This is a genomic window from Xanthomarina sp. (assembly GCF_035306705.1).
Taxonomy (GTDB): domain Bacteria; phylum Bacteroidota; class Bacteroidia; order Flavobacteriales; family Flavobacteriaceae; genus Xanthomarina.
This window is the reverse complement of sequence record NZ_DATGNO010000113.1, coordinates 1-19,957: the sequence shown is the minus strand read 5'-3', so window position 1 is coordinate 19,957 and position 19,957 is coordinate 1. Positions and strand designations below refer to the sequence as shown.

General features: G+C 33.7%; 17 protein-coding genes. 6 read left to right on the top strand and 11 right to left on the bottom strand.

What is annotated here, in order from left to right:
* Nucleotides 1–238 (top strand): LytR/AlgR family response regulator transcription factor (locus VKY47_RS09795; RefSeq protein WP_324312404.1); only part of this gene is annotated, 238 nt, incomplete at its 5' end.
* Here the strand turns inward: VKY47_RS09795 and VKY47_RS09790 are convergent.
* Nucleotides 235–1,794 (bottom strand): FMN-binding glutamate synthase family protein, encoded by a 1,560-nt coding sequence (locus tag VKY47_RS09790; protein ID WP_324312402.1) that lies wholly within the window; start codon nucleotides 1,792–1,794, stop codon nucleotides 235–237. The genes VKY47_RS09795 and VKY47_RS09790 overlap by 4 nt on opposite strands.
* Nucleotides 1,795–1,856: 62 nt before the next feature.
* Between VKY47_RS09790 and VKY47_RS09785 the strand changes: the two genes are divergently transcribed.
* Nucleotides 1,857–3,416 (top strand): AsmA family protein, encoded by a 1,560-nt coding sequence (locus VKY47_RS09785; protein ID WP_324312401.1) that lies wholly within the window; start codon nucleotides 1,857–1,859, stop codon nucleotides 3,414–3,416.
* Between the two features lie 150 nt (nucleotides 3,417–3,566).
* Nucleotides 3,567–5,927, top strand: coding sequence for an ATP-dependent helicase (locus VKY47_RS09780; protein WP_324312406.1), 2,361 nt, complete (start codon nucleotides 3,567–3,569; stop codon nucleotides 5,925–5,927).
* A gap of 3 nt (nucleotides 5,928–5,930) precedes the next feature.
* On the opposite strand, the gene VKY47_RS09775 is transcribed toward VKY47_RS09780, so the two are convergent.
* Complete coding sequence (locus VKY47_RS09775; RefSeq protein WP_324312400.1) at nucleotides 5,931–6,797, bottom strand: alpha/beta hydrolase; 867 nt, start codon at nucleotides 6,795–6,797, stop codon at nucleotides 5,931–5,933.
* 53 nt (nucleotides 6,798–6,850) lie between these two features.
* Between VKY47_RS09775 and VKY47_RS09770 the strand changes: the two genes are divergently transcribed.
* Nucleotides 6,851–7,474, top strand: coding sequence for an L-threonylcarbamoyladenylate synthase (locus VKY47_RS09770; protein ID WP_324312399.1), 624 nt, complete (start codon nucleotides 6,851–6,853; stop codon nucleotides 7,472–7,474).
* Between the two features lie 70 nt (nucleotides 7,475–7,544).
* On the opposite strand, the gene VKY47_RS09765 is transcribed toward VKY47_RS09770, so the two are convergent.
* The 4 genes from VKY47_RS09765 to VKY47_RS09750 form a co-directional block, all read right to left on the bottom strand.
* Nucleotides 7,545–8,384 (bottom strand): OmpA/MotB family protein, encoded by an 840-nt coding sequence (locus VKY47_RS09765; protein WP_324312398.1) that lies wholly within the window; start codon nucleotides 8,382–8,384, stop codon nucleotides 7,545–7,547.
* A 95-nt stretch (nucleotides 8,385–8,479) separates the two neighbouring features.
* Nucleotides 8,480–9,469 (bottom strand): glycosyltransferase family 2 protein, encoded by a 990-nt coding sequence (locus VKY47_RS09760; protein WP_324312396.1) that lies wholly within the window; start codon nucleotides 9,467–9,469, stop codon nucleotides 8,480–8,482.
* Nucleotides 9,470–9,473: 4 nt separating this feature from the next.
* Complete coding sequence (locus tag VKY47_RS09755; RefSeq protein ID WP_324312394.1) at nucleotides 9,474–10,094, bottom strand: DUF998 domain-containing protein; 621 nt, start codon at nucleotides 10,092–10,094, stop codon at nucleotides 9,474–9,476.
* Nucleotides 10,087–10,539, bottom strand: coding sequence for a type I restriction enzyme HsdR N-terminal domain-containing protein (locus VKY47_RS09750; protein WP_324312405.1), 453 nt, complete (start codon nucleotides 10,537–10,539; stop codon nucleotides 10,087–10,089). The genes VKY47_RS09755 and VKY47_RS09750 overlap by 8 nt, the downstream gene beginning before the upstream one ends.
* Nucleotides 10,540–10,665: 126 nt before the next feature.
* Here VKY47_RS09750 and holA point away from each other — a divergent pair, with 126 nt between their 5' ends.
* A complete protein-coding gene (holA, locus tag VKY47_RS09745) occupies nucleotides 10,666–11,670 on the top strand; it encodes a DNA polymerase III subunit delta (protein ID WP_324312393.1) in 1,005 nt (334 codons plus the stop codon).
* Nucleotides 11,670–12,035, top strand: coding sequence for a cupin domain-containing protein (locus tag VKY47_RS09740; RefSeq protein ID WP_324312391.1), 366 nt, complete (start codon nucleotides 11,670–11,672; stop codon nucleotides 12,033–12,035). Before holA ends, VKY47_RS09740 begins: the two co-directional genes overlap by 1 nt.
* A 231-nt stretch (nucleotides 12,036–12,266) precedes the next feature.
* Here VKY47_RS09740 and VKY47_RS09735 read toward each other — a convergent pair whose 3' ends face one another.
* From VKY47_RS09735 to VKY47_RS09715, 5 genes are all read right to left on the bottom strand, one after another.
* Nucleotides 12,267–14,387: a S9 family peptidase gene (locus VKY47_RS09735; RefSeq protein ID WP_324312388.1), complete on the bottom strand. Its 2,121-nt coding sequence runs from the start codon at nucleotides 14,385–14,387 to the stop codon at nucleotides 12,267–12,269.
* A gap of 106 nt (nucleotides 14,388–14,493) precedes the next feature.
* Complete coding sequence (locus VKY47_RS09730; RefSeq protein ID WP_324312387.1) at nucleotides 14,494–14,973, bottom strand: hypothetical protein; 480 nt, start codon at nucleotides 14,971–14,973, stop codon at nucleotides 14,494–14,496.
* 58 nt (nucleotides 14,974–15,031) lie between these two features.
* A complete protein-coding gene (locus VKY47_RS09725; protein WP_324312385.1) occupies nucleotides 15,032–15,406 on the bottom strand; it encodes a DoxX family protein in 375 nt (124 codons plus the stop codon).
* 156 nt (nucleotides 15,407–15,562) lie between these two features.
* Nucleotides 15,563–16,996 carry a hypothetical protein gene (locus VKY47_RS09720; protein ID WP_324312384.1) on the bottom strand — a complete coding sequence of 478 codons (1,434 nt, stop codon included), beginning with the start codon at nucleotides 16,994–16,996 and terminating at the stop codon, nucleotides 15,563–15,565.
* A gap of 203 nt (nucleotides 16,997–17,199) precedes the next feature.
* On the bottom strand, nucleotides 17,200–19,611 hold the full coding sequence (locus VKY47_RS09715) for an alpha-ketoacid dehydrogenase subunit alpha/beta (RefSeq protein WP_324312383.1): 2,412 nt from the start codon (nucleotides 19,609–19,611) through the stop codon (nucleotides 17,200–17,202).
* Between the last annotated feature and the right edge of the window lie 346 nt (nucleotides 19,612–19,957).

Sequence of the window (19,957 nt, the reverse complement as noted above, 5' to 3'; positions counted from 1 at the left end):
TTATGAAGGTTATACAAAAATCCATATTACAAATTGTGTAACCATAACCAGCTCTTATAATCTAGGAAAGTTTGAGAAACTATTAAGTTCTAAATTCTTTAAATGTCATAAATCGCACATTATTAATTTGGATAAAGTACGACATTTTGAAAATGAAGGGTATGTGGTTTTAGATAATGAGTATCGCGTGCCCATATCCAAAACAAATAAAAAAGCCTTTTTAAATTTGTTTAATTAAGCCTTGTTTCCACCCAAATAGATGCAATCTTTTAGATCTTGCATAGAAGTGAATGGAACTACTACTTTGTGGTACATATAGGTGCTATCCAATTCTTTGGAGAGGCTTTGGTCGTCTATGTTTACACTAATGTCGTTCATTTTAAACTGGCAAGGATGCTCGTAACCTGCAGCATGTGTAATTTCTATAAACTCTTTCCTAAACGTTTTAAAATACTGAGCTAACCTTACAGATTTTAAGGTTGGATCTAATCCATTTTGAAGCCATTTATTTTGTGTTGCAACGCCACTCGGACAACGATTGGTATGGCAAATTTGAGCTTGAATGCATCCAATACTCATCATAGCTTCACGCGCTACGTTAATGCAATCTGCGCCCATAGCAAAGGCCATGGCCGCTTTGGCAGGAAAGCCTAATTTTCCACTGCCTATAAAAACAATACGCTCACAAAGGTCTTTATCTTTAAATAGTTTATACAAATCGCTAAATCCATAAACCCAAGGTAGGGATACATGATCTGCAAAACTAGGAGGTGCAGCTCCAGTGCCACCTTCACCACCATCGACTGTAATAAAATCTGGGCCTTTTCCTGTTTTAACCATAATGTTTGCAAGCTCTTTCCATTCGCCTAGCTTTCCAATAGCCGCTTTAATTCCTACAGGAAGTCCTGTTGCTTCAGCTATTTGCTCAATAAATTCCATCAATTCGGGAACATTGGAGAAAGCGGAATGATTAGGAGGAGAAAGCACATCTTGTCCTAGTGGAACATGACGAACATCTGAAATTTCCTGAGTAATTTTTGCAGCAGGAAGCACACCGCCTTTTCCAGGTTTTGCACCTTGAGAGAGTTTAATTTCTATGGCTCGAACAAAAGGATTCTTATTAACTAAATCAACGAGTTTCTCCATAGAAAAATTACCAGCATCGTCTCTAACTCCAAAATAACCAGTTCCAATATGGAAAACAACATCTCCACCATGACTGTGATAAGGAGATAAGCCGCCTTCGCCAGTATTGTGATAAGCATCAGCCATTTTAACTCCTTTATTTAAAGATTCCACTGCTCTAGCAGAAAGCGAACCAAAACTCATAGCCGAAACGTTAATTACAGAACCTGGTCTGTATGGTCTTCTTCGATTATTATGTAATCCCATAACTTTAGCACAAGGCAAAAAGCAGTGGTTAATGCTGTTAGGATGGTCTGGAGCTATTTTATAAGGCATCATGGCATTGTTAATAAAAATATGCTGATGCGCATAAATATCCCTATCGGTTCCAAAACCTTCGTAGTTATTTTCTTTTTTGGCAGAAGCATAAATCCAGCCTCGTTCTATTCGATTAAAAGGCAGCTCTTCTCTATTGTTGGCAACCAAATACTGTCTTAATTCCGGTCCTATTTTCTCCAACATATATCTGAAGTGACCAACTATTGGAAAGTTGTGACTAATAGTATGTCGTTTTTGTAGAAACACATCTCGGAAGGCAATAAGAAGTAAGCCAATAATAATCCACATCCACCAAGTGATCTGACTTAAAAAATTGAAAACAGCATCCATATTTATAATTTTGACGTAAATATATTTAAAATATATAGGATTAAAATAGATATCTTTATGAAATGACACAACAAAAACGAAAATGGTTAATAATTGTCGGAAGTATTGTAATTATTCTGTTTGTAGGATATTTTATAGCTCAATACGTTGTAAAATCTAAACTAGAAAACCTGTTGACTACAGAGCTTCCCGAAACCATAGAATTACATTATGATGATTTAGCGGTAAATTTATTAAAAGGCAAAATTGTACTAACCAATCTACACCTTACCAATCATGGACATACAGTTAATGAGCCCAATGGAATTGTCCAACTAGATCAACTCTCTGTTAATGGTATTGGATATTGGAGTTTTCTGGTTAATGATTTGATTAAAATAGTTGAAATTTCATTAAAAAACCCTGAGATTACCTATTATCACAATCCAATAATTCCCAAAGAAGAATATCAGGTTTCCAATTCCAATTCTTTTAAAAATCAAATTGAGATTAAAAAAGTGAATTTGGAAAACGGTCGGATAAAAATATTGGATTCTGAAACGGATTCCTTAAAACTTCAAACAGAGAATATTCATTTAAAACTTGAGGGAATTGTCTATAATGAACGCACAAAAAAACATAAAATTCCTATTGAATATAAGAATTATCAACTAACATTTTCTTCGTTTTTCTCACAAATGGGTGAATATGAAAATGTAGCTATTAAAGAAGCTGAATTGAACCAAGCATTGATTTCTCTTAATGATGTACGTATGCAAACTAAATATTCGAGAGACGTTTTATCTGAAATTATTCCTAAAGAACGAGATCACTACAATTTAAATATTAGTTCATTAACAATTAAAAAACCACTCCTAGAAAACACATCCAATTCTAAATTACATTTTTTAAGTGAACAAATAGATATCTTTCAACCAGTTTTTAAAGTCTATCGAGATAAGTTGGTAACAGACGATGAAACCATTAAACCCTTGTATAGTAAAATGCTACGTGATTTAAATTTTGATTTAACAGTAGATAAAGTTCAAATTCACGATGGTTTTATTTCTTATGAAGAGAAAGTAAAAACAGATAGAGTAGCGGGAAAGGTTTCTTTTTCAAACTTTAATGCACACATCAGTCATGTAAGCAATACCTACCTAGAACCAATAAAAACCACTTTAGATATCAACACGCTTTTTATGGAAAAAACTCCTTTAAAAGTGGTTTGGACTTTTGACGTGAACAATCCTTCCGATTTATTTGAATTTCAAGCAGAAATGGATGTGCTTCAAGCCAGTAATTTAAATAGCTTTACCGAATCCAACTTAAATATTCGCATGGAAGGCCAATTGGATAAAACATATTTCACCATTTCAGGTACGGATGATTTATCGTCTATTGATTTCAAAGTGAAGTACAAAGCGTTTGATGTTATTGTGCTAAAGGAAGACGGGAACGAGAAAAACAAACTTTTATCGGATGTGATTAACCTGTTTGTTTCCAAAAATAGTCACTCGAAAGAAGATAATTTTAAAGAGGTTACAAAAACAGATATTGAACGTCATAAAACCCAATCGGTTTTTAATTTTATTTGGATCAGTACGAAAGCTGGATTATTAAAAGCCATGACTATCGATTAGTTTATGGATTTAGGACTAATTGACTTTTTATAAAACTTTAACAACTTCTTGCGTAGTTCTAAGAAGTTTCAAATTGTTTATAATTATTCGTAATTCTCAAGGGGAAAAAGCTTAACAATGGTTATTTTTAGCCCTTTAAATGAAAGAGAATTGGAGAAGTATTTAAGTCAGTTAAACGAAGCACAATTAGCACCAACCCTTCAAAAGGATGGCCCGATGATTGTTATTGCAGGAGCAGGATCTGGGAAGACCAGAGTGTTAACCTATAGAATAGCCTATTTAATGAGCCAAGGTGTGGATGCGTTTAATATTTTATCGCTAACATTTACCAATAAGGCTGCGCGCGAAATGAAAGATCGAATTGCTTCCATTGTAGGCAATAGCGAAGCAAAAAACCTGTGGATGGGAACGTTTCACTCGGTTTTTGCTAAAATTTTACGTATTGAAGGAGAGAGGTTGGGCTATCCTAGCAATTTCACTATTTATGATACCCAAGATTCCGATAGATTGATTTCTGCCATTATTAAAGAAATGAACTTGGATAAAGATATTTATAAATACAAACAAATTCGCTCTCGGATTTCTTCCTATAAAAATAGCTTAATTACAGTTAAAGCTTATTTTCAAAATCCAGAACTTAAAGAGGCCGACGCCATGGCTAGACGCCCGAAAATGGGTGAAATCTACAAAAACTACGTCGATAGATGTTTTAAGGCTGGAGCCATGGATTTTGATGATTTATTGCTAAAAACCAATGAGCTTTTAACACGTTTTCCGGAGGTTTTGGCTAAATATCAAGATCGATTTCGCTATATCTTGGTGGACGAGTATCAAGATACCAACCACAGTCAGTACTTGATTGTTAGAGCGCTTTCCGATAGGTTTCAGAACATTTGCGTGGTAGGTGATGATGCCCAAAGTATTTATGCCTTCCGTGGTGCCAACATTAATAATATCTTAAACTTTCAGAAAGATTACGACGATGTAAAATTATTCCGACTGGAGCAAAATTACCGTTCAACTAAAAATATTGTCAACGCAGCTAATTCCATCATCGATAAAAACCAAACTAAATTGGAAAAGGTTGTTTGGACAGCTAACGACGTAGGAGCTAAAATAAAAGTCAACCGATCTCTAACTGATGGGGACGAAGGTCGTTTTGTAGCTAGTTCTATTTTCGAGAATAGAATGCAAAATCAATTGAAATTTAGCGATTTTGCTGTGTTGTACCGCACCAATGCGCAGTCTCGTGCTTTTGAGGATGCCTTTCGAAAACGAGATATTCCGTATAGAATTTATGGAGGCTTATCGTTTTATCAGCGTAAGGAAATTAAGGATGTTCTTTCTTATTTACGACTCATTATCAATCCAGCAGATGAGGAGGCTTTAAAACGCGTTATTAATTATCCAGCAAGAGGTATTGGTCAAACTACTTTAGATAGATTAATTGTGGCCGCCAACCATTATAACCGTTCCATTTTTGAAGTGTTGCAAAACATCGATAAATTAGACCTCAATATTAATTCTGGTACCAAAAATAAACTTCAGGATTTTGTCACCCTAATTGAAAGTTTTCAGGTTTTAAATAAAACAGCCAATGCTTTTGAACTTGCCGAACATGTTACAAAAGCAAGTGGATTAATTAGAGAACTCAATAAAGATGGTACGCCAGAAGGTGTTGCCAAAATGGAAAATATTGAAGAGCTTTTAAACGGGATGAAGGATTTTGTTGAAGGACAAAAAGAATTGGCAGATGCCACCGCTTCTTTGGCTGAGTTTTTAGAGGACGTTGCTCTAGCAACAGATTTGGATGCCGACAAAGGCGATGCAGATCATGTGGCTTTAATGACCATTCACTTAGCAAAAGGTTTGGAGTTTCCGTACGTATATATTGTTGGGTTGGAAGAAGATTTATTTCCAAGTGCCATGAGCATGAATACACGTAGTGAACTAGAGGAGGAGCGACGTTTGTTTTATGTGGCACTTACCAGAGCCGAAAAACAAGCTTACTTGACCTATGCTTTAACCCGCTATCGTTGGGGAAAATTAGTGGATGCTGAACCTAGTCGATTTATTGAAGAAATAGATGAGGAATACCTAGATATTATTACACCTATAGAAGAACGACGCTTTAACCCAATGTTGAGTGCCGATATTTTTGGAGATGATATTCCCGAAATTAAAAGAATGGCAGATGCCAATAAAATTCGTTTTAAAAAGCCTGTACAGCCTACATTTAACAAAAAACAAGCTTCGGCTGATAATCCTTCAGAAAAAATAAATATTAGCACGCCAAAGAATTTAAAACCAGTAAGTAAAATCAGTGGAGGAGCTAATTTGTTTGATGGCAAATTGGCTGTAGGAAACATGGTAGAACACATGCGTTTTGGAAAAGGAGAAGTCGTGAAAATTGAAGGTGTAGGAGGCGACACCAAAGCCGAAATAAAATTCGATAAAGGTGGAATTAAAAAACTATTGCTGCGTTTTGCGAAACTTGAAGTAATAGGTTAGATTTTAATCAAAATGCATTTCGATAAATGCTTTCAATTTAACAGTGGTATCCAATAAATCTAGGCCAATCCAACCGTGACCAGCATTTGGATATAAAGTAAATTGATGAGGAACTCCAAGAGATTCTAATTTATCCTTCATATCGATACCTTGAGATGTTGGAATTAATGGATCTTGACCGCCATAAAACAAAATAGTTGGAGGTGCAGCTGCTGTTACTTGATGATACGGACTCACTTCTTCTAGAAACGCCATGGAAGCGTCTTCGCCAAATAAATCCAATAAGGCTTGAAGCATTGGATCGGTTGCGTTTAAATAAGCGGGATCTGTTAAATTGGTTGGTCCTACAATGCTACAAACCATATCAATATCGCTATTTGTATCAAAAGCATAACTCCATAATAATGCTAAATGTGCTCCAGCACTAACACCTATAAAACCAAAATCGTTATCAATAACATAATGGTTCTGTTTAGTTTTTAAGTGATTGATTACAGATGTAATATCATCCAATTGCATCGGATAAGGCAAGTTATTCTCATTGGCAAGTCTATAGTTTATGTTAACAACTCCCATGTTTGGGAATGTATTTCTAACATAATTCTTAAGGTCATTCATATCATTTTTATCACCGGCATTCCAACCTCCACCATGAACTAAAATCATGATATTGGTATTTAAATCTCTATTGGCTGGAAGATAGATATCGAAAACTTGATCGCTACTAGGTCCGTATGACACATTTAATTCTTGATAATATTCTAAAGGATTCAGTCCTGTATTTGGTAAGTTGTTGCTATCGTCTGTAGAACAGGAAATAAACGAAACGATAAGCACAGAAATAAATAAGTAGATTTTAAAATCCTTCATAAACCATATAATTAATTATCTTGCAGTAATAACGAGTTTTTAAGATTAATAGTATGGCAGAGTTTATAAAAATATATGAAGAAAACCCGAATCCCAAAGAAATTGCAAAAGTTGTAAAAGTTTTAAGAGATGGCGGTTTGATTATTTATCCAACAGACACGGTTTATGGTTTGGGTTGCGATATTAATAATGTAAGAGCATTAGAACGAGTTGCTCGAATTAAAAACGTGAAATTGGAAAATTCCAACTTCTCATTTATTTGTGAAGATTTAAGCAATCTTAGCGATTATGTTAAGCAAATAGATACCTCAGCATTTAAAATACTTAAAAGAGCGCTTCCAGGACCTTATACGTTTATTCTTCCAGGCGCTAAATCATTACCTCACCCTTTTAAAAAGAAAAAAACGGTTGGGATACGTGTGCCAGATAATAGAATTGCCATTGAAATTATAAAACAATTAGGAAACCCTATTATTTCAACCTCCATTCATGATGAAGATGAAGTATTAGAGTACACCACAGATCCAGAGCTTATTTATGAAAAATGGAATCACCTGGTAGATTTAGTTATTGATGCAGGTTATGGCGATAACCAAGCTTCTACAGTAATAGATTTATCTGAAGGTGGCGATCCAATTGTAATTAGAGAAGGCAAAGGAAGTTTAGATATACTTTAAACTTAAAATAAGTCATAAAAAAAAGCTCAATCGGAAGATTGAGCTTTTTTATTTACTACTTTAAAACTGATTATTTTCCACCAGCTTCAAGGTTTTTCATTTCCTTTTCAATCATGTCGTAGAACTGATCGATTTTTGGAAGTACAACAATACGTGTACGTCTGTTTTTTGCTCTGTTTTCAGCAGTATCATTATCAACTAAAGGAACATAGTGGCTACGTCCAGCTGCAATTAACTGTGCAGGGTTTACATTTAATTCTTGTAATACTCTAATAATAGAAGTAGAACGTTTAACACTTAAATCCCAGTTGTCAATTAGTGGTGGTTTGTGGTAAGGTACGTTGTCTGTGTGTCCTTCAACCATACATTCAAAGTCTGGTTTGCTGTTTACTACTTTTGCAACTTTAGCAAGTACTTCTTTTGCTCTTGTAGTTACATGGTAGCTACCACTTTGGAATAATAACTTATCTGCAATAGAGATAAATACAACTCCTTTTTCAACATTAATTTCAATGTCTGGATCGTTAATTCCAACTTCACGCTTTAAACTTGTAACTAAAGCTAGAGTTACACTGTCTTTTTGCGTTAGCGCATCTTGTAAACGAGTGATTTTTATTTCTTTCTCTCTAATGCTCTCTAAAGTTTTTTCAATGTTACTAGCACCTTTTGATGATAAAATAGTTAGGTTGTCGTTGTTTTTACGTAAATCGGCCACCTGATCTTCTAAAGCTTTAGCTCTAGCTGTTGCAGATGCTCTGTCTTCTAGACAAGAGTTTAATTTTACAGTTGCAGTATTTAATAAGTCCTGCGTTTCTTTTTGTTTGGCTTCTAATGCAGTATATTCTTTTTTAGAGACACAAGATCCTAATAGTAATAAAGCAAAAACGCCCAATATCAGAGTTTTCTTCATAATAATTATTGTTTTTTAGATGTTCTTAATTAACATACCAAAATTATATAAAAGATAGCTAGTTAGGGCATGTATTAACAAAAATTTTAACAGTTTTATAAACAATTGAAATTCTTGCAGTTATTTACAAAATAAGCCCAAACAATAGAGGTTTTTTTATAATAATCATTTCGCTGGTCAAGTTCCTTTCTTTGCTTTAAAAGTGTAGGTAAATGTGAGTAAAAGCTAATATGTGCTTTTAGAATTGCCAAGATATGCAACCATTTAAAATCGAAAAGAAATTTAATGGCGGCAAAGCCGTCTAGAATAAGCCTTATAATTACTAAAAAGAAAAGGTTGCCACCAGCATTTTTTATTAATGTATACAGGCTATTCCTGAAATTTAAATAAGTTTTCTTCGGATTGGTAGTATGCAAAGTAGCTCCTCCAACATGATAAACCGTTGAAGTTCCAACATAAGTGGTTTTAAATCCTTGATTAAAAGCTCTCCAACAAAAATCAATCTCTTCCATATGGGCAAAAAATGATTCGTCAAAACCATTTAAAGTTTCAAACACCGATTTCCTAACAAAAAAACAAGCGCCCGAAGCCCAAAATATGTTTGTAATGTCGTTGTACTGACCTAGATCTTTTTCAATACTATTAAATATTCGGCCCCGGCAAAAGGGGTATCCATACTTATCTATAAAACCACCAGCAGCTCCGGCATATTCAAAAGATGTTTTGTTTTTGTAATCCAGTATTTTTGGTTGAATGATGGCGGTCTCAAGATTGTTATTAAAAACCTCAAAGATTGGGTTTAACCAATTTTCGCTAACTTCCACATCGCTATTCAATAAACAGTAAATATCTTCTTCTACCTGTTTTAATGCTTGGTTATAACCTTTAGCATATCCGCCATTTATTGTGTTTTGGATGATTTTAGCTTCAGGAAAATGCTGTTTCACTAATAAAACAGAATGATCTGTAGAAGCATTATCAGCTACATAAATAGTTGCTTGTTTGGAATGTTTAATAATAGATGGCAAGAATTGTTCAAGTAATTCTTTTCCATTCCAATTTAATATAACGATGGCTATTTTCAAAAGCTTAGTTTTGTTTTTTAATATAAAAGGCGAAGGTAAGTATCCATAATAGAATGGAACCCTCAATAATTCTTTGATATAACCCCAAATATTGACCTATGGGATTGCTGGAAAGTAGTAGAGTTAAAATCATCGCAATTATTCCGCAAAGAAGGGATAAAATCATTATGCTTTTTCCTTCTTTCCAAGTTTTTGCAGCAAAACCAATTAAAATTAAGCAGAATGGTACAAAAGTGTAAGTTATTCCTCCAACAAGTGTATGGATTAGTTGCGAGAAACTAGGGTCTATTAATTCTTTATTGCACCCAATATCACAAGGAAAAATACTAACAAGAATAGTTCCAAAACCGTAGAGCCATGCAAAACCTACGAGGCCAAGTTGGGTCCATTTACTTTTAGGAAGGAATTTTATGGCAGACAGTGAGAAAAGGATGATAAGAATACCACTAGGTATAAATCCAAATACCCTTATATAAATTCCGTAAGGTGAATCAACTGCATAAGATTCACTGATATATTGATGGATGTGGCTGTAGTTTTCAAACTGAAATCCACCTAAAATACTTGGAACAATAAAAAACAAAACCCCTAATATTCCAAACCAAAAAGTTACTTTTTTATTCATTTTTAATGTAATCTGGAATGTCTTCTAAAAATTGATAACGTTCATTTTTAAAATCCATTTGGCAATAATAATGATTTAATCCATTGGTAACCATTAAATATGTGGCATTTAAGGCTAAATTATAACGTGCAATTTGATCGAATGTATCTTGATTGATTTTTATTTGCGGAGCTTTGCATTCTACAATTATATGAATAGTTCCATCCGTATTAAAAACCACAATGTCGTAGCGTTTTTTTAAATCGTTTACCTTTAATTCCTTTTCAACGTTGATTAAAGATTGAGGATAATTTTTTTCCAAAATAAGATATTGCACACAATGTTGCCTGACCCATTCTTCAGGTTGTAAAATCACAAATTTTTTCCGAATACTATCGAATATAGATATTTTATTTTCGCTATTTTTGAAACGAAAAGGAAACTTCGAAAAATGGAGTTCTTGCATCAAGACAAATAGATTTTTTTCAAAGTTAAGTTTCATTCATCAAAAACCAAAGATCCACAGCTTATTTTGGAATTTGTATTTTTTAATTTGTCTGCTTAGAGGCTAGACAGGGAATTTTTTAAAGATTTGGACGAAGTCAAACAAATAATTACAGATATAAAAAACAGGAAGTTTCGACCTATTTACTTTTTAATGGGTGAAGAAGCTTATTATATAGATAATATTTCGAAATACATTGAAAACAATGTACTTTCAGAAGAGGAAAAAGGTTTTAACCAAATGGTTCTGTATGGTCGTGATGTAAATATAGATGACATTGTTGGGCATGCCAAACGCTATCCTATGATGGCTGAACACCAAGTAATTATAATTAAGGAAGCTCAAGATTTATCAAGATCTATTGAAAATTTGGTTGCTTATGCCGAACAGCCTCAACCTACTACTATTCTTGTTTTTAATTATAAGTACAAAACACTTGATAAGCGTAAAAAACTTTATAAATCGCTGAGTAAATCTGGAGTTGTTTTTGAAAGTAAGAAATTATATGAAGATAAGATTCCTGATTGGATTCGTCGTGTGTTGTCCGGACAAAATTATACCATTTTGCCAAAAGCGGCCATCATGCTTTCCGAGTTTTTAGGAACGGATTTGAGTAAGATTGCCAACGAATTGGATAAATTAAAAATTGTACTTCCTGAAGGCACGCAGATTACCCCAGAACATATTGAACAAAATATAGGGATTAGTAAAGACTATAATAATTTTGAATTACAAAATGCAGTAGGAGCCAAGGATGTTTTTAAAGCACATCAGATTGTTAAGTATTTTGGTGAAAATCCTAAGGACAATCCTATGGTGTTGACGGTTGCTTTATTGTATAACTTTTTTTCTAAACTATTATATTTACATGGATTAGCAGACAAATCTCCTAGAAGTGTAACTTCTGCTTTAAAAATAAATCCATTTTTCACAAATCAATATATTTTAGCGGCAAGAAATTACCCCATGAGAGATGTAAGTTCTGTAATTGCTACTTTAAGAGAGTTTGATGTGAAGAGTAAAGGAGTAGGTTCCAATGCTGTTAAGCAAGGGGATTTATTAAAGGAAATGATGGTTAGAATTATGGGTTAATGAGGAACTTGTTCTATATATTTATTTGCGTTTTATTTTTCACCTGTAAAGAAAAATCTAAACTTCCAGATCCTTTGGAAGCTGGATGGGAAGGAGAAAGTGTTTGTGAAGTTCTTCATGAAGACAACCATATACGTGTTTTAAAATGTACGTTTCCACCAGGAGTTGGGCATGAAAAGCATGAACACCAACCACATTTTGGCTATACCTTACAAGGAGGTACGTTTAGAATTACCGATGGAACTGGTACGAAAACAATTCAGGTGAAAACTGGAGCCACTTGGAATAAAGAGACCATAAGTCAACATGAAGTTTTAAATGTAGGAGATAGTACTGCTGTTTACTTAATAGTGGAGTACAAGTAATATGAGTTTAATAGAATTTATTTCCATAGACTTCTAATTCTACTTTATATTATTAAATTTCTAGCATATTCCATTATTGGAATATTTTTCATGGATTTTTAAGCTCTTTTATAAATTTGATTTTTCTTATTTGTAACAATATTATTTTCAGCTTTTTGTCAAATAATTAAAATGATCGATTCCATCATTATTCGATGAAATCGATCATTTTAATTGTAACTATAATTAGGTTTACTTCAAGTACAAATCAAAATAATCAGTAATTTTCTGCATTAAATGCACTCTATCTTTACCACGTACGTTGTGTTCGTAACCTGGATAAACAAAATAATCAACCTGAATTCCATTTGAGACTGCATGTCGTAAAAAATTGATTGAATGTTGCCAAACCACCACATTGTCGTTGGTTCCGTGAATTAACAATAATTTTCCTTTTAAATTTTTGGTTTTGTCCATCAAATTGGTTTTTTCATAACCTTCTGGATTGGTTTGTGGAGTATCCATATATCGTTCGCCGTACATAATTTCATACATGCTCCAATCCATCACCGGTCCACCAGCAACGCCTGCTTTAAATACATCGGGTTTTGTAAGCATAAACGAAGTTGTCATAAATCCGCCATAACTCCAACCGTGTATTCCCATTCTGTCGCCATCTACAAACGGAAGAGATTTCAAATAATCCACTCCTTTCATTTGATCTTCCATTTCCACCTGGCCCAATTGTCTAAAAACAACTTGTTCAAACTCTAAACCTCGGTTGCTACTTCCACGACCATCCATAACCCAAACTACATAGCCATTTTGAGCCATATAGTCGTACCATAAATTTCCACTAGCGGGAAATCTATTTAGATTCATTTGAGCATGAGGACCATTGTACAAATACACTACAACAGGATACTTTTTAGTAGAATCGAAATTGGTTGGATAAATTAATTTTCCATACAAATCTGTACCATCATCCGCTTTTAAAGTCACGTTTTCAACTTTAGGCATTTGGTAATTTGTCAATGGATTTTTGGCAGTCAATAAATTTTTCTTGAACTTTTTATCGGTTGAATACACATCCACATTTCTAGGAGTCGTTTCACTTGTCCAAATATCTAAAACATAAGTTCCATTGGAGTTAACAGAAGGAGTATGATAACCAGAATCGCTATCTAGAAGCTCCATTTTCCCGTTTTTCCAATTCACAGCATAGAGATGTTTTTCCATGGCGCCGTCCTTGGTTGCTGTAATTAGTAATTGACCTGATTTTTCGTTTTTACCAATAATATCATTGACCAACCATTTTCCTTTGGTGATTTGATTGAGTAAGTTCCCATTCAAATCATAGCGATACAAATGCATGAAACCGTCACGTTGACTAAACCAGACAAATTCTTTTCCATTTGGAAGGAAGTATAAATCGTTTTGTGGTTCTACGTATTTATCGTTTTTTTCTTCAAATAAGGTTTTTATAAACTTTCCTGTTTCAACATGGTATTGATTTAGTTTCATGTGGTTTTGATCGCGATTCAAAACAGCAATATATATTGATTTCTCATCTGGTGACCAAGTAACACATGTTAGATATTGTTCTTTAGGCTCACCTGTTTCTAGAAATACCGTCTGTTGGGTTTTCGGGTTGTAAATGCCTAAAGTAACATGATGGGAAGTTCGTCCAGCAAACGGATATTTAATATTCGTGTTTACGCCAGGAGTTGTGGACCAATCAATGATAGGATAGTCTTCCACCATGGTTTCGTCCATTCTGTAAAAAGCGAGTAAGTTTCCTTTAGGAGAAAAGAAAGTTCCTTTGCTAATTCCAAATTCAAATTGATGCACTCCTTTTCCGTTGGTAATTCCATATGTTCCATCTTCGGTAATTTGATGGGTTTTTTTATTACCATCTATCAAAAACAAGTTGTTATCCACTACATATACAAACGAATGTGTTGTAGGTTCAAATTCCTCGGCTTCGGTATTTTCAGGAATATTTATTAATTTCTCGGATTTATTGCTTTTTCTATTCCAAAGCATCAAATCTTGGGCATTTTTATAAGTGGCTGTATTTTTATCGCTCCATTTAAGAGAAGGCACAGATTTCATTCCTTCAAAATCTGTAGAACGAACCAATGTATCCGTTTTTATAGAAGGAAGTGCTCTTGCAACCAAAGCATTTCCATAGGAAGTTTGAACCATTTCGGTAAAACTATTTTCATCTGGAATCCATTGTAATTGCGATAGGTTTTCTATACGTAGATTGGTTCCCATGCCGATAACAGCATCTTCCATTGTTAATGGTTTGTTTTGGCCCAATATAGACAGGCTAGCAAAAAAGACTAATACTAAACTAAATGTTTTCATAAACTTATTTTAAATGAGGTGAATTTAAATAAAACTCGGTAGAAAAATGGTTTTGGTTCTTTCAGTTTCTAAGAACCGTGTTATAAGATATCTTCCTTGAAAGTTACTAATCTTTAAACAATTCCTCCAGTTCCAAATTATAATCGTATTGCAAATCTTCATGTAGGGTTCCAACGATCTTTTTAATACTTAAAATTTGTCTGTCGTAAATATTCATCAAAGTAACATTGCGTTTAATAGAAGGCTTAAAGTCTTTTAATCTCTTGCAAAAATAGAGTAGGAGCTCGACTTCAGTTTCTTTTTTAAGCGAATATCTGGCATATTTTTTAAGGTTTCTTAAAATTTTTCGAACGCTTTTCTTAATATAAAAATAGCTATCTGTATTGATGGTTTCAAACTGTTCGTCCAATTCTTGCTTAACGGTTTCTATATAACCCATTTCGTCATGCGATTCGAATAACAAATAGGTGAGAAGTTCCTTGTTTTCTTTTTTGAATTTCGACAAACGCAAACAGAGCTCAATAAGTTCTTCTTGCGAACGATGTTTTAATTCTTTTTTTATGGTGACTACGGAAACTGCTTTCATATTTATACCTTGAGAACCTGGATGTCGACTGGTTGAATCGGGAATTTTTTTATTAAATTTATCCTTTCTTATCTATAGCGTACTTTCCAGGGCCAGCTAGTAGAATGACTGTAAAAGCAACAACATATAAAAGAGCCTTTTCCTTAACGCCAAAAGGATCTTGAGAATGAAAAACAAGAGCTGCAGTTAACATGGTTAATATAATAGGAATAGTAGCCAGTTTAGTTTTAAAACCAATAATAACTAAAACAGGAGCTATAACCTCTGCAATAAGCACGAGGATTAAAGATAAAGTTCCGCCAATACCAAGAGGGTCGGCGAATTCGGAAGGATTGGATAGCATTCCTATTTTTGGAATCCCATGGGTTAACATTAAGGCTCCAAAGCCAACTCTGGCAATTAATTGCGCTAAATCGTTAAAATTCTTATTCATTTGTTTTTATTTTTAATTAGTGATAAATATATAAAAAAAAGACCTCATAAGATTTTATACTTATGAGATCCTAATTATTTTTTAAATAGTTAAAATCTGTATCTCGTAAATATCCGCCATTGAAATATTGTGGTTTATAGAAGAGGTTTTTTTACTTTAATTAGCACAATCTTGATACTCATTTAGTATTTGCTTTAGGTTTTGTATTTCAGAAAGGTCAAATTCTTTGTTTTTAATGTCTTTTGAAAGATTTGCACAATTTGAAATATATGCTGCTAATGCTTCAGATAGCTTATTGTTATTTCTTTCGTCAATCATAAATCCATCTTCTATATCAGAAAATTTTAATACATAAGTTCCTGCTTCTCCCGGTTTAATAAGTAGCATGTTATTATTTGATTTTTCTAAAACTTGATAGAAATACGAGTTGTTAAATCCAAAGTTAGTAGCATTTGCAATCTTTTTCATGGTATTTCCTTTTGTTTTTAAACCATAAAAACATTTCTCTTCACCATTATCAATAGCACAAAACGAAATATTGTCTTTTGCAGTAAACTTTTTAATACGAGATTTTCCTTTGTCATTCAAGTACTTTACACTCACGTTTTTTCCGTAATTATCTATAGAAGTAGCATCATATACATTAGGTTCTTCTTGGTTAGGATTTAATTCTAACTGTTCAAAAACGGCATAAATGGTTCCTTCATATTTTGTTCCATCCTCATCTATAATATAACCAGGAACTCCATATAAATTGACGCTATTTTCTTTTGCAACCTTTACTTTTTCGTTGTGTAAAGCTGCATTATGAGCTTTTGCTTCTCTGCCTAATTTGTAGCCTTTTATTAATAGTTCTTCAACTAATAATTGTGCAAAACTTCTTGAAAACTGTCCGGTTAGCATGGTTCTAGAACCATAATCATAAGAAAAAGAATCTCCAGAATAAGTAAGAACTTCTACAGAAGTATTTGTATTTGTTGTCTTTTTTGTTTGTGCTACAGTAATTCTATCTAAATCTGTAATGGTGTACACATTATCATTAAACGAAGCATGACCAACTATGTTGGTGCTTTGAAAACCACCAAACAATATGGTTCCGTCATCTTTTACAAACGGATTGTATTGACTCATGATATTTTTCTTAAGCGTTTCATTTGCTTTTGTATCTGCTATGTCTCCGGCGTATTTTTCGCTTAACAATTCTCTTTCTTCCGTAAAGAAGCTAGCTACATTTGCTTTATTAATTCCGTTTTCATCTATAAGATGATATTTTTCGGAAAGTAAGCGAACCATAATACTTTTGGCGCTGAAGGAAACTTTTAAAATTTCATAAGGGATTTCTGTTTTAACACCTTCCTTGTTAATTAATTCTACCCATTGAAAACCTTCTATTTTGTATTCTTCTTCTCCATGAAAAATGGCATCAAAAGCCTTTTCTCCATTTAAATAAGAAAAATTGTATGTTTTAGATTTAGAATCAAAAATAGCAACTTCTTTGTCATCAAATAAAAGCTTGTCTTTTTTAAACTTAATTTTCTGACTAAAACTAACTAATGGCAAAAGGAGTAGGACAAATACTATATTTTTCATGAATTATTTTTTGTTCGTATATTTTTACGTTGCGAAATTACAACAATTAATCTAAGAATAATTTTTCAAGCAAAGCCTATAAGTTTAAAACGACATCACATTTACTATAATAGCTGGTTTCTTAGTTTGTAAAGTTTCTTAAATTAAAAAACCTTTCAAAGATTATTTTGAAAGGTTTTAAGTTGATTCTTATTTCATAAATTCTATCTCAATTTCGGGAAATTGGAAGGATTTGTTTCATGCATGACTTTATAAACGGCTTCAAACACATCTTCAACAGAAGGTTTAGAGAAATAATCTCCATCTGTTCCATAAGCTGGTCTGTGTTGCTGTGCTGTTAAGGTTTGTGGTTTGCTATCTAAGTGAATGTATGCGTTTTGTGTATTTAAAACTTCATTTAAAATAAAAGCTGATGCCCCTCCAGGAACATCTTCGTCAATGACCATTAATCGATTGGTTTTAGCTATACTTTTAACAATATCCTGATTTAAATCGAAAGGTAGTAAAGATTGAATATCTATAATTTCAGCATCAATACCAACTTCTTGAAGTTCTTTGGCCGCTTGTTCTATAATTCTTAAGGTAGAACCATAAGAAACCAAAGTAATATCATTTCCTTCACGAATAGTTTCAACCACGCCAAGAGGAGTTTTAAATTCTCCAATATTAGAAGGCATTTTTTCTTTTAATCGGTAGCCATTTAAACATTCTACTATCAATGCAGGTTCGTCGCTTTCTAAAAGTGTGTTGTAAAATCCAGCGGCTTTGGTCATGTTTCTTGGAACCAAAACATGGATGCCACGAATTAGATTGATAATGCCGCCCATTTGAGATCCAGAATGCCAAATTCCTTCCAGTCTATGACCACGGGTTCTAATAATTAATGGGGCTTTTTGGCGTCCGCTAGTTCTGTATTGAAGCGTTGCCAAGTCGTCGCTCATAATTTGAAGCGCATATAAAATATAATCTAAATACTGAATTTCAGCAATTGGGCGTAAACCACGCATGGCCATACCAATTCCTTGACCTAGAATGGTTGCCTCGCGAATACCAACATCCGATACACGAAGTTCACCATACTTTTCCTGCATGCCTTCAAGACCTTGATTTACATCGCCAATATGTCCAGCATCTTCACCAAAAACCAAAGTTTCAGGATATTTACCAAAAATAGCATCAAAGTTGTCTCTAAGTACTAATCTGGCATCGACATCTTCGCTATTAGCATGGTAAGTTGGCTTAACTTCTTGAATTTTTAAAGCCGATTTAGGCGATTCGCTATATAAATGCGAACTATATTTAGGTTGAATGGTTTCAATATAGGTGTTGATCCAATTTACCAATTGTGTTTTTTCAGCTGTCGTTTCTTTTAGGACATAACGTAACACTTTTCTAGCAGTAGAAAGAACGTCTTTTCTTATAGGTTCTTTAATTTCAGCTAAATCATTTTTAAGCTTTGAAATAAACATCTTATTGGCACTAGAATTTGCTACGTTTTCTAAAAGAGATAAAAGTTCTTGCTGCTCTTGTTTTAAAGGTTGAACAAAAGCATTCCAGGCAGCTTTTTTACCTTCTAAAACCTCTTTTTTAATTACTTTTTCAATGTCTTTTAATTCGTCATCTGTTGCAATGCTATTGGAAATCATCCATTCGCGAAGCTTCACATTGCAGTCGTACTCTGCTTCCCATGCTAATCGATTTTCATCTTTATAACGTTCGTGAGACCCTGAAGTTGAATGGCCTTGAGGTTGTGTTAATTCGTTTACATGAATTAAAACAGGCACGTGTTCTTCTCTTGCTATTCTTGAAGCATTTTGATATGTGTCGACCAATCCTGGATAATCCCAACCGTTTACACGAAGGATTTCGAAGCCTTTCTGGTCTTCATCTCTTTGAAATCCTTTTAAGATTTCAGATATATTTTCTTTTGTTGTTTGATGCCTGGCATGAACCGAAATTCCATATTCATCGTCCCAAACACTCATAACCATAGGTACTTGTAAAACACCTGCAGCATTGATGGTTTCGAAAAACAAACCTTCGCTGGTACTGGCATTTCCAATAGTTCCCCAAGCGACTTCATTTCCTTTATTTGAAAAATTGGTAGTATCGATTCCTTTAACTTGTCTGTAAATTTTTGATGCTTGCGCTAAACCTAATAAACGCGGCATTTGTCCAGCAGTAGGAGAGATGTCTGAACTAGAATTTTTTTGTTTTGTTAAATCTTTCCAATCGCCATTCTCGTCCAAACTATGAGTGGCAAAGTGACCTCCCATTTGTCTTCCAGCAGACATTGGATCGTGGTTAAGGTCTGGATGACCATATAAACCAGCAAAAAACTGTTGGATATTTAGTTCTCCAATAGCCATCATAAAGGTTTGGTCTCTATAATATCCCGAACGGAAATCGCCATTTTTAAACGCTTTCGCTAATGCTAATTGTGGCACTTCTTTTCCATCGCCAAAAATTCCAAACTTGGCTTTTCCTGTAAGGACTTCTCTACGACCTAAAAGGCTGCATTCACGTGAGGTGACAGCTAATTTATAATCGTGTAAAACTTCCGTTTTAAAGTCTTCGAAAGAAAGGTCTTTTTTTAAGTCTGGATTTGTCTGCATAATTCTATGTTTAAAAGTACAAATTTAATCAATATTTGTGTGTTTTGCAATTTGGAAAACCGTTAAAGATTTATCAAATTCTCAGTGATTTGGGTGAAATAAAGCAAAAAACAGAAAGATTGTTAGTTATTTCAGAAATTGTTAAAAATATGTTATTGGAGATTGGCTCGTAAAAAAGCTTGCTTTAGATAAGTTGAGCAGGGGGTTTAATACCAACGTCTAGTAAACAAACCAAAAAGAGTTTTAAAGTCTAGCGTGACTACAAAACGGATTTTCTCGGCATACTGAGGTTGCGAAACTTCCCAACCTAAATTGGAATATACAGGAAAATAGAGCTCAAAATAAT

Bases quoted from the DNA above. Each gene is read 5' to 3' on its own strand.
- VKY47_RS09790 (WP_324312402.1), bottom strand. From the start codon at position 1,794: ATGGATGCTGTTTTCAATTTTTTAAGTCAGATCACTTGGTGGATGTGG.
- VKY47_RS09785 (WP_324312401.1), top strand. From the start codon at position 1,857: ATGACACAACAAAAACGAAAATGGTTAATAATTGTCGGAAGTATTGTA.
- VKY47_RS09775 (WP_324312400.1), bottom strand. From the start codon at position 6,797: ATGAAGGATTTTAAAATCTACTTATTTATTTCTGTGCTTATCGTTTCG.
- VKY47_RS09770 (WP_324312399.1), top strand. From the start codon at position 6,851: ATGGCAGAGTTTATAAAAATATATGAAGAAAACCCGAATCCCAAAGAA.
- VKY47_RS09765 (WP_324312398.1), bottom strand. From the start codon at position 8,384: ATGAAGAAAACTCTGATATTGGGCGTTTTTGCTTTATTACTATTAGGA.
- VKY47_RS09755 (WP_324312394.1), bottom strand. From the start codon at position 10,094: ATGAATAAAAAAGTAACTTTTTGGTTTGGAATATTAGGGGTTTTGTTT.
- VKY47_RS09750 (WP_324312405.1), bottom strand. From the start codon at position 10,539: ATGCAAGAACTCCATTTTTCGAAGTTTCCTTTTCGTTTCAAAAATAGC.
- VKY47_RS09740 (WP_324312391.1), top strand. From the start codon at position 11,670: ATGAGGAACTTGTTCTATATATTTATTTGCGTTTTATTTTTCACCTGT.
- VKY47_RS09735 (WP_324312388.1), bottom strand. From the start codon at position 14,387: ATGAAAACATTTAGTTTAGTATTAGTCTTTTTTGCTAGCCTGTCTATA.
- VKY47_RS09730 (WP_324312387.1), bottom strand. From the start codon at position 14,973: ATGAAAGCAGTTTCCGTAGTCACCATAAAAAAAGAATTAAAACATCGT.
- VKY47_RS09725 (WP_324312385.1), bottom strand. From the start codon at position 15,406: ATGAATAAGAATTTTAACGATTTAGCGCAATTAATTGCCAGAGTTGGC.
- VKY47_RS09720 (WP_324312384.1), bottom strand. From the start codon at position 16,996: ATGAAAAATATAGTATTTGTCCTACTCCTTTTGCCATTAGTTAGTTTT.
- VKY47_RS09715 (WP_324312383.1), bottom strand. From the start codon at position 19,611: ATGCAGACAAATCCAGACTTAAAAAAAGACCTTTCTTTCGAAGACTTT.